The 13,233-nt window shown below is 73.6% G+C and carries 10 protein-coding genes; 8 read left to right on the top strand and 2 right to left on the bottom strand.

Translation table 11 applies throughout. From position 1 onward, the window contains the following. Positions 1–76: 76 nt before the first annotated feature. The 7 genes from ACYBSK_RS33455 to sucD all read left to right on the top strand — a co-directional run bounded on the left by ACYBSK_RS33455 (position 77) and on the right by sucD (position 9,444). Positions 77–1,186: an ATP-binding protein gene (locus ACYBSK_RS33455; RefSeq protein ID WP_457481012.1), complete on the top strand. Its 1,110-nt coding sequence runs from the start codon at positions 77–79 to the stop codon at positions 1,184–1,186. Continuing rightward, the gene (locus ACYBSK_RS33450; protein WP_460244346.1) at positions 1,183–3,567 is read left to right on the top strand and encodes a DUF5682 family protein; all 2,385 of its coding nucleotides are present in this window, start codon (positions 1,183–1,185) and stop codon (positions 3,565–3,567) included. The genes ACYBSK_RS33455 and ACYBSK_RS33450 overlap by 4 nt, the downstream gene beginning before the upstream one ends. After that, on the top strand, positions 3,564–4,799 hold the full coding sequence (locus tag ACYBSK_RS33445; protein WP_460244345.1) for a VWA domain-containing protein: 1,236 nt from the start codon (positions 3,564–3,566) through the stop codon (positions 4,797–4,799). Before ACYBSK_RS33450 ends, ACYBSK_RS33445 begins: the two co-directional genes overlap by 4 nt. A gap of 74 nt (positions 4,800–4,873) precedes the next feature. Continuing rightward, positions 4,874–5,989, top strand: a complete 1,116-nt coding sequence (locus tag ACYBSK_RS33440) for a hypothetical protein (RefSeq protein WP_460244344.1) — start codon at positions 4,874–4,876, stop codon at positions 5,987–5,989. Positions 5,990–6,095: 106 nt separating this feature from the next. Then, on the top strand, positions 6,096–6,941 hold the full coding sequence (locus ACYBSK_RS33435) for a hypothetical protein (protein ID WP_460244343.1): 846 nt from the start codon (positions 6,096–6,098) through the stop codon (positions 6,939–6,941). A gap of 420 nt (positions 6,942–7,361) precedes the next feature. Next, entirely contained in the window at positions 7,362–8,540 is a 1,179-nt protein-coding gene (gene sucC, locus ACYBSK_RS33430) for an ADP-forming succinate--CoA ligase subunit beta (protein ID WP_457481007.1), read from the top strand. A 22-nt stretch (positions 8,541–8,562) separates the two neighbouring features. After that, positions 8,563–9,444, top strand: a complete 882-nt coding sequence (sucD, locus tag ACYBSK_RS33425) for a succinate--CoA ligase subunit alpha (RefSeq protein ID WP_457481006.1) — start codon at positions 8,563–8,565, stop codon at positions 9,442–9,444. Positions 9,445–9,508: 64 nt separating this feature from the next. On the opposite strand, the gene ACYBSK_RS33420 is transcribed toward sucD, so the two are convergent. Further along, positions 9,509–10,639, bottom strand: a complete 1,131-nt coding sequence (locus tag ACYBSK_RS33420; protein WP_460244342.1) for a sigma factor-like helix-turn-helix DNA-binding protein — start codon at positions 10,637–10,639, stop codon at positions 9,509–9,511. Positions 10,640–10,761: 122 nt separating this feature from the next. Here ACYBSK_RS33420 and ACYBSK_RS33415 point away from each other — a divergent pair, with 122 nt between their 5' ends. Next, the gene (locus tag ACYBSK_RS33415) at positions 10,762–12,066 is read left to right on the top strand and encodes a cell division protein PerM (protein ID WP_460244341.1); all 1,305 of its coding nucleotides are present in this window, start codon (positions 10,762–10,764) and stop codon (positions 12,064–12,066) included. 259 nt (positions 12,067–12,325) lie between these two features. Here the strand turns inward: ACYBSK_RS33415 and ACYBSK_RS33410 are convergent, their stop codons facing one another. After that, on the bottom strand, positions 12,326–13,123 hold the full coding sequence (locus ACYBSK_RS33410; RefSeq protein WP_457481003.1) for a hypothetical protein: 798 nt from the start codon (positions 13,121–13,123) through the stop codon (positions 12,326–12,328). Between the last annotated feature and the right edge of the window lie 110 nt (positions 13,124–13,233).

Below are 13,233 nucleotides of genomic sequence, written 5' to 3'. Positions count from 1 at the left end.
GGAATCCAACACGCGACGAGAGCGGCAGACAGCTCGTCGTGATGGTTCGAGTTGCGCGAGTTGGAGGGGGAGAGCCATGACCGTTTCCGTTGAGGGCCAGGCCGTGGAAGAGACGCTGAGGCCGCACGCCGAGGACGCGTTCGCGCAGGAACTCGCGGCGCTCGCCGCACAGGACGACCGGCCGCGGCCGGCCCGCTGGCGGATGTCGCCGTGGGCCGTCGCCACGTATCTGCTCGGCGGGACGCTGCCCGACGGCACGGTGATCTCACCGAAGTACGTGGGCCCGCGGCGCATCGTCGAGGTCGCGGTGACGACGCTGGCGACGGACCGGGCGCTGCTGCTGCTCGGGGTGCCCGGCACCGCGAAGACCTGGGTGTCGGAGCATCTCGCGGCCGCCGTGAGCGGGGACTCGACCCTGCTGGTGCAGGGCACGGCGGGGACGCCGGAGGAGGCCATCCGCTACGGCTGGAACTACGCGCAGCTGCTGGCCCACGGGCCGAGCAGGGACGCCCTCGTGCCGAGCCCCGTCATGCGGGCGATGTCCGAGGGGATGACGGCACGCGTCGAGGAGCTGACGCGCATCCCGGCCGATGTGCAGGACACACTGATCACGATCCTGTCCGAGAAGACCCTGCCGATACCGGAGTTGGGGCAGGAGGTGCAGGCCGTGCGCGGCTTCAACCTCATCGCCACGGCCAACGACCGCGACCGCGGGGTCAACGATCTGTCGAGCGCGCTGCGCCGCCGCTTCAACACGGTCGTGCTGCCGCTGCCCGCGAGCGTGGAGGCCGAGGTCGACATCGTCTCGCGCCGGGTCGATCAGGTCGGCCGGGCGCTGGAGCTGCCGAGCGCGCCCGACGGCATGGACGAGATCCGCCGCGTCGTCACCGTCTTCCGCGAGCTGCGCGACGGTGTGACGGCGGACGGGCGGACGAAGGTGAAGTCGCCGAGCGGCACCCTGTCGACCGCCGAGGCGATCTCCGTCGTCACCAACGGCCTCGCGCTGTCGGCGCACTTCGGGGACGGCGTGCTGCGCCCCTCCGACGTGGCCGCCGGGATCCTCGGGGCCGTGGTGCGCGACCCGGCGGCCGACCGGGTCGTCTGGCAGGAGTACCTGGAGGCCGTGGTGCGCGAGCGGGACGGCTGGAAGGACTTCTACCGGGCCTGCCGCGAGGTGAGCGCGTGACGACGTCGACCAAGGGGCCGACGCTGCTCGGCGTGCGGCACCACGGCCCCGGATCCGCGCGCGCCGTACGCACCGCGCTCGACGCCACCGAGCCGCGCGTCGTCCTGATCGAAGGGCCGCCCGAGGCCGACGGGCTCGTGCCGCTCGCCGCCGAGGCCGACATGCGGCCGCCGGTCGCGCTGCTCGCCCACGTCGTGGACGAGCCGGGCAAGTCGGCGTTCTGGCCGTTCGCCGAGTTCTCGCCCGAATGGGTCGCGATCCAATGGGCGTTGGGCCGCGACGTGCCGGTGCGCTTCATCGACCTGCCGGCCGCGCACAGCCTGGCACTGCGGGGCGAGGACGACCGGGACGAGGGCGACCGGGGCGAGGAAGTGAAGGAGGGCGTGGAGGAGAGCGAGGAAGCGGCGGAGGTCTCCGTGCGCATCGACCCGCTGCGCGTCCTCGCCGAGACCGCCGGATACGACGACGCGGAGCGCTGGTGGGAGGACGTCGTCGAGCACCGGGACGGCGACCCCTTCGCAGCGCTCGGCGAGGCGATGGGCGCGCTGCGCGAGGCGTGCGGGGGCGGCGGATACGAGCGCGACCTCGTGCGCGAGGCGTACATGCGGCTCCAAGTACGAGCGGCGCAGAAGGAGTTCGGCGACGACGTCGCCGTGGTGTGCGGGGCGTGGCACGTCCCCGCGCTGCGCAGGAAGACGACCGTCGCCGCCGACCGGGCCCTGCTCAAGGGCCTGCCGAAGGCCAAGGTCGACATGACGTGGGTGCCGTGGACGCACCGACGGCTCGCCCGCGCGAGCGGATACGGGGCGGGCATCGAGTCGCCCGGCTGGTACGGGCACCTGTTCAGCGCGCCCGACCGGCCCGTGGAGCGCTGGCTGACCAAGGTCGCGGGGCTGCTGCGCGCGGAGGACCGCATCGTGTCCTCCGCCCATGTCATCGAGGCCGTACGCCTCGCGGAGACCCTCGCCGTGATGCGCGGGCGGCCGCTCGCGGGCCTCACCGAGACCACCGACGCGGTGCGGGCCGTGCTGTGCGAGGGCTCGGACGTACCGCTGTCGCTCATCCACGACAAGCTGGTGGTGGGCGACGTGCTGGGGGAGGTTCCGGAGGCGGCGCCCGCGGTGCCGTTGCAGCGGGACCTCACGCGGCAGCAGCGTTCGCTGCGGCTCAAACCGGCGGCGGCGGAGAAGGAGTTGGACCTCGACCTGCGGGGCGACACCGACGCCGCGCGCAGCCGGCTGCTGCACCGGCTGCGGCTCCTCGGCATCGCGTGGGGCGAGCCCGCCAGGTCGGCGCGCGGCTCCACCGGCACGTTCCGCGAGTCGTGGCGGCTGCGCTGGGAGCCGGAGCTGTCCGTGCGGGTCGCCGAGGCCGGGGTGTGGGGCACGACGGTGCACGCCGCCGCGACCGCCAAGGCCGAGTCGGACGCCGTCGCGGCGACGGCGCTCGCCGACGTGACCGCGCTCGCCGAGCGGTGCCTGCGCGCCGGGCTCTCGGACGCGCTGCCCGTCGTGATGCGGGTCCTCGCCGACCGCGCCGCGCTCGACACGGACGTCGGCCACCTCGCCGGCGCCCTGCCCGCCCTGGTCCGCGCCCTGCGCTACGGCGACGTGCGCGGCACCGACACCGGCGCGCTCGCCGAGGTCGCGGCGGGCCTCGCCGAGCGGGTCTTCGTCGGCCTGCCCCCGGCGTGCGTGGGGCTCGACGCGGACGCGGCGGGCGAGATACGCGGCCATGTCGACGCGGTGCACTCGGCCGTGGCGCTCCTGGAGGACGCCGGGGTGCGCGACCGCTGGCGGGGCGTGCTGCGCGTGCTCGCGGAGCGGGACGGCGTGGCCGGAGTGGTCCGGGGGCGGTGCGCGCGCGTGCTCCTCGACGAGGGCGTGCTCGGCGAGGACGACGCGGCCCGGCTGATGAGCCTCGCCCTGTCGCCCGGTACCGAACCGGCCGAGGCGGCGGCGTGGATCGAGGGATTCGTCGGCGGCGGCTCGGGCGGCGGGCTGCTCCTGGTGCACGACGAGCGGCTCCTGGCCCTCGTCGACGCCTGGCTGACGAGGGTGTCGGGCGACGCGTTCACCGACGTACTGCCGCTGCTGCGGCGCACGTTCTCGGCGTACGAGTCCGGGGTGCGGCGCACGCTCGGCGAGCTGGTCCGGCGCGGGCCGTCCGGAGGCGGCCAGGCCGCCGTCGCCGGAGGGCCGCGCGGGTTCGGCGAGGACCTGGACACGGAGCGGGCGGACGCGGTGCTGCCGGTACTGCGCCTCCTGCTCGGCCAGAGCGACGACAGCGACGACAGCGGTGGCAGCGGCGACAGCGATGACGGCGCTGACGGCAGCGTCGACGTTAACGGCGACAACGAGGTTGAGGGGGCGGTGGCATGACCCGCACGGACACCGACACGGGCACGGAGACGGACGCGCACGCGACGTGCGCGGCGGACGAGCGGCTGCGGCGCTGGCGCCTCGTACTCGGCGGGGACGAGGCGGACGGCACCGGTTGCGGCCTCACCGGGCAGGACGCGGCGATGGACGGCGCGCTCGCCGCGCTGTACGGCTCGGGCGGATCCGGCAGGCAGCCGGGCGGCGGCAGCCGGAGCGCGGGGCTCGGGGCGTCCGCTCCGGCCGTGGCGCGCTGGCTCGGCGACATCCGGACGTACTTCTCGTCGTCCGTGGTCCAGGTGATGCAGCGGGACGCCATCGACCGGCTCGGCCTGTCCGCGCTGCTGCTCGAACCGGAGATGCTGGAGGCGGTCGACGCGGACGTGCACCTCGTCGGCACGCTGCTCTCGCTCAACAAGGCGATGCCCGAGACGACCAAGGAGACGGCCCGCGCCGTCGTCCGCAAGGTCGTCGAGGACCTGGAGAAGAAGCTCGCCACCCGCACCCGCGCCACCCTCACCGGCGCCCTCGACCGCAGCGCCCGGATCAGCCGGCCGCGCCACCACGACATCGACTGGAACCGCACGATCGCGGCCAACCTCAAGCACTACCTCCCCGAGTACCGCACGATCGTGCCCGAGCGGCTGATCGGGTACGGGCGCGCGGCGCAGTCCGTGAAGAAGGAGGTCGTCCTCTGCATCGACCAGTCGGGCTCGATGGCGGCGTCCGTCGTCTACGCCTCCGTCTTCGGCGCGGTGCTCGCCTCGATGCGCTCGATCTCGACCCGGCTCGTCGTCTTCGACACGGCGGTCGTGGACCTCACGGACCAGCTCGACGATCCGGTCGACGTGCTGTTCGGCACCCAGCTCGGCGGCGGCACGGACATCAACAGGGCGCTCGCGTACTGCCAGTCGCAGATCACCCGCCCCTCCGAAACCGTCGTCGTCCTCATCTCCGACCTCTACGAAGGCGGCATCCGCAACGAGATGCTGAAGCGGGTCGCCGCGATGAAGGCGTCCGGCGTGCAGTTCGTGACGCTGCTCGCGCTGTCCGACGAGGGCGCGCCCGCCTACGACCGGGAGCACGCCGCCGCCCTCGCGGGGCTCGGCGCGCCGGCGTTCGCCTGCACCCCCGATCTGTTCCCCGACGTGATGGCCGCGGCGATCGAGAAGAGGCCCCTCCCGATACCGGACGCGACATCGGAAAAGGGTGCAGCCGCCGCGAACCGGATATGAGTACCCATCGGTAACACGGGGCTTGCGCCGCCTCCCTCGTCCCGTGCGAGGATTCGGCCACCGTGACTGTCCCGATGACTCTTCCCGCCCCCGTCGCGCGCCTGTTGGGCGCGGCGGCCGGACGGCGTGCGCTGCAACTGGCGCTGCTGTTCGGCGGGTTGCTCGTCCTCGGGATCGTGTGCGGCGGCCGGGCACAGGCGGACGGCCTGTCGGCCCCCGAAGCCTCCGGGGCGGGTTCGCTCGGGGCGGGGCACGTGACCGTACGCGAGCACGTGGCCGATTCCGCGCGGAAGCTGCGCGCGGCGACCACGCCCGACGCTGCCACCGTGTCCACCGACGCTGCCCCGGCTGCCTCCGAGGCGTCGGCCGCGACGGCGGCGCGGGAGCCGGTGGCCTCGCGGACCGGCGCGCCGCAGGCCGACCCGGAGCGCGTTCCGGCCCGGTCCGCGGAGCCCGCACCGAAGCGCGCCACCGTGCAGCACACCTCCACGACGCGCACCTCCACGACGCGCACCTCCGCGCCGCAGGCCTCCGTCCTGAAGCGCACGGGGTTGTCGGACGCCGAAATCGACGAGCCCGCCGCCCTCACCGCAGCCACCGCCCCGGCCTCCGTCCGAACGCGGCTCGCCGAGTCCCTGCGTCACCTGACGGAGCCGGTCGGGGTCGCTGTGCGCCAGGTGACGGGGTCCGTCGAGGAGTTGGCCTCGTGCGTCGTGGGCCTCGCCGAAGAGGTGCCGCAGCGGCTGACGGAGGGTGACCTCGCCGACCTGGTCGGCCTGGGCGAGCCCGCCGCGACCCGCCCCGGACCCGCCGCCACCACGCCCCAGCACCCGCAGGCCGCGGCGGCTCACGCCGACCGGCCGGCCGTGCACGACCGTTCGGCCCACGCCGCGACGAGCGGGCCGCGGGCCCACGGCGCCGCACAGTTCGGCGCCGTACAGGGGCCCGCGACGGCCGCGGCGCACGACGTGGCGCGGTCCGGGTCAGCGCCGTACATGCCGGAGCGGCCGGACGGGGTGCCGTCGGTCGGTGCGAGCGCGGGTGACGGCGGTTCGACGCGACACGGTGATCTGCACGCGGCGGCGTTCGGCGACCGCGCCCCCGTTCTGCTCGCGTCCGGCGCCACGGCGTCCGCGGGCACCTCGCCGGTGGTCGACCGGCTCCGCGACATTCCCGAATTCCCCGGCTAGGGCAGCCCTTCCCCGCCCGTGACCTGCCGCGCGGGGGCGGAACAGGTCTGCCCAGCCGTGAACTGGATTCAGTGAGTTCAGTGAATTCGAAGGAACTGACGTACCCATGAACAAGAACATCCGCCGCTCCATCGTGATAGCCGCCGGCGTCTCCGGCGCGTGGGCCCTCGGCTCCGCCGTGGCGAGCGCCGACGAGCTGCCGGTCCACTCGGTGTCCGTGCCGGACCTCGCCGGTGACACCGTCGCCGACGTGCAGTCGGACGTGCAGAACGCCACCTCGCAGGTGACCGACAAGGCCCAGACGGCCCAGACCCCCACCACCGCCGACGTCAAGGACGCCACCAGCGACGTCAAGGCCACCGCCACAGGCCACGCGGCCCACGCCCAGGAGCGCGCCGAGGAAGGCGTCGACTACCTGTTCGGCCCGCTCGACGCCTTCGCCCCGCAGCTCCAGCAGGAGCTGACGCAGGCCGCCGCCCAGGCCCCCGCCTACGCGCAGAGCACCGTGCGGGACGACGCCCACAGCACAGTCCGCGGCACCGCCCACACCGCCCACGGCGCCGTACAGAACGTGCGCACCAACACCGCCCCGGCCGTCGCCGAGACCACCGACGCGGTGCTCCCGCCCGTCGCGGCCACCGCCGTGCACGGCGTGCTCCCGGTCGTCGGCCAGGCGCTCGGCGACGTGGACACGCTGGCGGGCGGCGCGGTCGGCGACGTGACGCCGTTCGCCCAGGGCCTGGTCGGCGACAACGTGGCCCCGTTCGTCCAGACCGTGGTCGGCGACGACGTGGCGCCGCTGGCCGGCGGTGTGACCCAGGCGGTCGCCCCGTTCGCGCAGGACCTGACCGGCACCGTCACCGCGGACGCCCAGCCGCTCGCGGGCAATGCCGTCAACGGTGTGCACGGTGTCGCCGGTTCGGTCGCGCCCAGCTACCTGCCGGGCGTCTGACCGACGGAGCGACGGAGCCCGGACGACCGAAAGCCATCGGCTGGATCGCGCTCCTTTCCGTGCACGACGGCGGGTGGTCCGCATGGGGACATGACCACCCGCTGACCTGCGGCCTCACCGAGCGCACCCCCGCTCGGTGAGGCCGCGCGCGGTTTCACGACCCCGCCGCAGCGGTGCAAATAGCGTCATAAACAGGACGCTCTGTGACGGGTATCACCGCTCATGTGTGATCTGCGATTTAGAAGCCGTACCTGAGCGGCGATAACCTGCGAGACGGACATGCCGCGTACTCGGTCCCGTGTACGCCTCCCTAGTGACAGCTCGCAGCAGACGTCACGTGTGACAGCGGAGTCACGTTGCCCTTCGCGGCACGCCCACGCAGATAACGAACCGCGAGATCACTGATAGGGACGGACGCGCGTGGACCTGTTCGAGTACCAGGCGAGGGACCTCTTCGCCAAGCACGGTGTACCGGTGCTGGCCGGTGAAGTCATCGACACGCCTGAGGCGGCCCGCGAGGCGACCGAGCGGCTGGGCGGCAAGTCCGTCGTCAAGGCGCAGGTGAAGGTCGGCGGCCGCGGCAAGGCCGGCGGCGTGAAGCTGGCCGCCACCCCCGACGAGGCCGTGCAGCACGCGACCAACATCCTCGGCATGGACATCAAGGGCCACACGGTCCACAAGGTGATGATGGCCGAGACGGCTCCGGAGATCGTGGAGGAGTACTACGTCTCCTTCCTCCTGGACCGCACCAACCGCACCTTCCTCTCCATCGCCTCCGTCGAGGGCGGCATGGAGATCGAGGAGGTGGCGGCCACCCGTCCGGAGGCCGTCGCCAAGACGCCGATCGACGCCAACGACGGTGTGACCCCCGAGGTCGCCCGCCAGATCGTCGCCGACGCCAAGTTCCCGGCCGAGGTCGCCGACCAGGTCGCCGAGATCCTCCAGACGCTGTGGAAGACCTTCGTCGAGGAGGACGCCCTCCTGGTCGAGGTGAACCCGCTCGCCAAGGTGAAGTCCGGCAAGGTCATCGCCCTGGACGGCAAGGTGTCGCTCGACGACAACGCCGACTTCCGGCACGCCGACCACGAGGCCCTCCAGGACAAGGAGGCGGCCGACCCGCTCGAGGCCGCCGCCAAGGAGAAGGGCCTCAACTACGTCAAGCTCGACGGCGAGGTCGGCATCATCGGCAACGGCGCCGGTCTGGTCATGTCGACGCTGGACGTCGTCGCGTACGCCGGTGAGAAGCACGGCAACGTGAAGCCGGCCAACTTCCTCGACATCGGTGGCGGCGCGTCCGCCCAGGTGATGGCGAACGGCCTGGAGATCATCCTCGGCGACGCCGACGTCAAGTCGGTCTTCGTCAACGTCTTCGGCGGCATCACCGCCTGCGACGAGGTCGCCAACGGCATCGTCCAGGCGCTGGCCCTCCTCGAGGAGAAGGGCGAGAAGGTCGAGAAGCCCCTCGTCGTCCGCCTCGACGGCAACAACGCCGAGCTGGGTCGCAAGATCCTCTCCGACGCCAACCACCCGCTGGTGCAGCGCGTGGACACCATGGACGGCGCGGCCGACAAGGCCGCCGAGCTCGCGGCCGCGAAGTAAGGGACGAGGGAAAACCACAGCCATGGCTATCTTCCTCAACAAGGACAGCAAGGTCATCGTCCAGGGCATGACCGGTGCCACGGGCATGAAGCACACCAAGCTCATGCTCGCCGACGGCACGAACATCGTCGGCGGTGTGAACCCGCGCAAGGCCGGCACGTCCGTCGACTTCGACGGCACCGAGGTCCCGGTCTTCGGCTCCGTCGCCGAGGCGATGGAGAAGACGGGCGCCAACGTGTCCGTGCTCTTCGTCCCGCCGGCCTTCTCCAAGGCCGCCGTGGTCGAGGCGATCGACGCCGAGATCCCCCTCGCCGTCGTCATCACCGAGGGCATCGCCGTCCACGACTCGGCCGCGTTCTACGCGTACGCCAAGTCCAAGGGCGACAAGACCCGCATCATCGGCCCGAACTGCCCCGGTCTCATCACCCCGGGCCAGTCGAACGCCGGCATCATCCCGGGCGACATCACGAAGCCGGGCCGCATCGGCCTGGTCTCGAAGTCCGGCACGCTGACGTACCAGATGATGTACGAGCTCCGTGACATCGGCTTCTCGTCGGCCGTCGGCATCGGTGGCGACCCGGTCATCGGCACCACGCACATCGACGCCCTGGCGGCCTTCGAGGCCGACCCGGAGACCGACCTCATCGTCATGATCGGTGAGATCGGTGGCGACGCCGAGGAGCGCGCGGCCGACTTCATCAAGGCCAACGTGACGAAGCCGGTCGTCGGCTACGTCGCCGGCTTCACGGCGCCCGAGGGCAAGACCATGGGCCACGCCGGCGCCATCGTCTCCGGCTCCTCCGGCACCGCGCAGGCCAAGAAGGAGGCCCTTGAGGCCGCCGGCGTCAAGGTCGGCAAGACGCCGACCGAGACGGCGAAGCTGGCGCGCGAGCTGCTCAGCTGATCGCGTCCCGTACGCAGCTCAGTGGGCCCGCACCGACGACGGTGCGGGCCCACTGGCGTACGCGCTACTCCGCCTGCGGCGTGAGCCGTTCCGGCCCTCCGCTCAGCCGCTCCCGCAGCTCCTTGCGCAGCTCCAGGTCCGCCTGGGTGAGCGGCTCGGGGCCGGTCAGCGGCGGCACCCCGGCGATCGGCGACCCCGGTGCCGGGACCGGCTCGTAGTGCGTGGGCGCCACGCGTACGGTCAGCGCGGTCGCGCCGATGATGAAGACCGTGAACGCGACGGCCGCCCGCGTCCAGAACCGGGTGCGCCGCTCGCCGCCGCTGCGCACCACGGTGGAGCCGGGCGCGGTCAGCTCCTCCGAGCCCGCCAGCTCGGTCAGCCGCCGGTGCAGCTGCTCGGGGACCGCGAGGTCGGGCAGCCGCCGGGCGACCGCCTCCCGGGCGTGCAGGATGCGGTTCGCGGCGGCCGGGGTGCTGGCCTCCGTCTCCGCCGCGGTCTCCGGCAGATCCAGGCCCACGCCGTCGTACAGCAGCAGCGTGCGCCGGTACACGGGCGGCAGGCCCAGCAGTGCGTCGAGCAGCTCACGGTCGTCCGGATCGGCGGGCGGCGCCTCCGGCTGCCGGTTGCCGGGGCGGATCCCGTGCCACGGCGACATCGCGTACTCGTACGCCGCGGCCCGCACCCAGCCCGCGGGGTCCGGGTCCACGGCCACCTCGGGCCACCGCTGCCAGGCCTGCTGGAACGCTCGCTCCACGGCCTCCCGCGCCAGCAGCCTCCGCCCGGTCAGCAGATACGCCTGCCGCACGAGGAACGGCGCGGCGTGCGCGTACAACGCGTCGAACGCCTCCGCGGCGGTCCGCAACTCGGCACCGGACTCCGGCCGCACGTCCAGCGCCTGCGACACTTCAAGCCCCTGCGGCGATTGAGCAGCGGGGTCCGGGGCGGAGCCCCGAGGCGTCGGCCCCGGTGCGGCGTGCTCCTCGACCGCCGCTCCGGCACCCAGTTCCGCCAGGAGCCCCGCGTACGTCTCCCGCTTCTGACCCTTCGGGGTGGTGCGGCCGGTCTCCCAGCGGCGGACCGTCTCACGCGTCACGCCGACCCTCTCGGCGACCTCGTCACGCGTCATTGACCCGGCCTCGCGGAGCCTGCGGCGCTCCTTGGGCGGCGGAAGTGGGGTGACAGCGCCCTGCGTCATCGTGAACTCCACACACCCTTTCGCGCGATAAAGAACATAAACGTATCTTGTGCGACACATCCGGGCTTCGCCTGTTGCGCGAGGTAAGGGCGTGTCGTTGGGAGCATGGTGCGGTGACCCAAATGACCGGCCATGGACTGTCGTTGCCCCTGCTCGTGACCCGGCTGCGCGAGCGCGCCCCGGGCCCCGTGAGAGGCGCGTTGCGCGGAGCCCTCGCCGCGGGACTCGGGCTCGGGGCCTGCGCCGTTCTCGTGATGGTGCTGTGGATCAGCTCGCCGTACCCGGACAGCGGACCCGACGGCGCGCTGCACACCGCCGCGGCGGTGTGGATCCTGGCGCACGGCGCCGAGGTGATCCGGACGGACACCCTCTCCGGGGCGCCCGCGCCGCTGGGCGTCAGCCCGCTCCTGCTGCTCGCGCTGCCGCTGTGGCTGGTGCACCGCGCGGCCCGGGACGCCGCGGAGGAGGCCGAATCGGTGGCCGGTCCGTGGGCCGGGACCGCGCTCGGCTATCTGGTGGTCGGCTCGGCGGCCGCGTACTACTGCGCGGGCGGCGAACTGCGGCCCTCGTGGGTGAGCTGCGCGGCGCATCTGGTCGTGCTGACCGCGGCGGCGGCCGGGTCCGGGGTGTGGGCGGCGTACGGACGGCCGTACGGGCCGCTGCCCGCGGGGTTCCTGCGGGAGGTGGGGCCGGTCGCCGTACGGGCGGCGCTCGCCGGGGTGCTCGCGCTCCTCGCGGGCGGGGCGCTGCTCGTGGCGGTGGCGCTGGTGTGGCGCGGGGAGGCGGTACGGGAGTCGTTCGTGCAGCTCACGGGGGCGTGGTCGGGACGGTTCGCGGTGCTGCTGCTGTGCGTGGGGCTGGTGCCGAACGCGGCGATCTGGGGCGCGGCGTACGCGCTCGGCCCCGGGGTCGTGCTCGGCGCGGGGCACGCCGTGGGGCCACTGGGGAGCGCCGGAGCCGCGCAGCTGCCCACGTTCCCGCTGCTGGTGGCGGTGCCGGAGGCCGGGCCCGGGACGCCGCTCACGTGGGCCGTGGGGGCGGTTCCCGTGGTGGCGGCGGTGGTCGTGGCCGGGTTCGTGGTGGCGGGCGCCGCGGAGTGGACGTGGCGGCGGCTCGCGGGCGGGGTGGCGCTGGCCGCGGGGGTGTGCGGCGTGGTGATGGGGTGCCTGGCCGGGGGCGCGGGGGGCGCGCTGGGGCGGTCCGCGCTCGCGGAGTTCGGGCCGGTGGGGTGGGTGTGCGGGGTGGTGGCCGCGGGGTGGGTGTGCGGGGTGGGGGTGCCGGTGGGGTTGGCGGTGTGGTGGTTCCGGTTCCGCCCCCGTGCGGACCCTGAGCCGGGGGAACCGGAACCCTTGGTCTCCGCCGGGCCCGTCGAGCCCTACGACTTCTTCGACGAAGCCTCCCGCGCAAAACGCTGGTCCCCCGAATAGCCCCCGCACATGACGCCCCCCGTCGGGGCTCCGCCCCGAACCCCGCTCCTCAATCGCCGGAGAGGCTTGATTGACCCGGTCACCCGCTCCTCAATCGCCGGAGGGGCTTGATTGGCCCGCCGGAGGGGTTTGATTGGCCCCCTGGGAGGGGCTTGGTGAACCCTCCCGGGAAGCGGCGGGTGAGGATCGGATTCTTTTGAGCCCCTGCGGCGATTGAGCAGCGGGGGCCGGGGCGGAGCCCCGTGGCGTGAGGGGACGGTCAGCGTTCGCCCAGGAGGGGGACCAGCCCCTCGGGCAGAAGGTCCTCGCAGGACTCCTGCGCGGCATGCGTCAACGCATCCGCCCGACACTCGTAGTAATCGCTGTACACCAGCTTCGCCGCGAAGAACGACGCCACCATCGCCAGCGCCAGCGCCCCCGTCACGAGCCCACTGATCGCCGCCGTCGTCTGCGGCCGCCCCGACTCCACCGCGGGCGCCGCCGGCGCGTCCGGATCCGCCGGGCGGGACTTCGCACGCAGCGCGCTCACACCCCAGTACACCGCGAGGACACCGAGCAGCAGCGCCACGTACGGCCAGCTGAACAGGGCGAAGAAGAAGCCCCACATGCCGGACAGGAGCGCGTAGCGCGCACGCCGCTGGACCGGGTCTGTCGGGTCCCAGCGCATGCCGCCGGGGCCCGGCCCCTGCCCGTTGCCCTGGCCCTCCGGGCCGCCGCCGTTGCCACCGCTGCCCGGCCGGTCGCCGAAGCGCCCGCCCTGGGCGCGCCCCGGCTGCCGGTCGCTCCACTGCCCGCCCCACGGCGAGCGCCCCTGACCGGAACCGGAACCGGAGTCCGACCCCTGGTCCTGGTCCGAGCCCTCCGGGCGCCGCGGCCGCCACGGGCTGTCGGGAGCGCCCTCGGGCGGCGCCGCGAACGGGTTGTCCGCCTTGGTGGAACCGGAGTCCTGCGCGCCGTCCGACTCCTTGGACGGCGACGCCGACGGCGGCGTGGGTCGGCCTTCGCGCGGCAGGACGGCGCCGGCGGACAGCGTGAGGCGAAGGCTTCGGTCCGGCATCAGGTGTGCGTCTTCCCCTAGGTCGTCGGTCACGGGCCGCTGGCGCGGCACCACGTGGCGTTCTTCACGTCAACGTCCGATGGCCGCCCAGCGTTCCGCCGGCCGCTCGG

The organism is Streptomyces sp. BYX5S, from assembly GCF_054724165.1.
The sequence above is the reverse complement of the archived record's forward strand: the minus strand, read 5'-3'. Positions and strand labels throughout refer to the sequence as shown.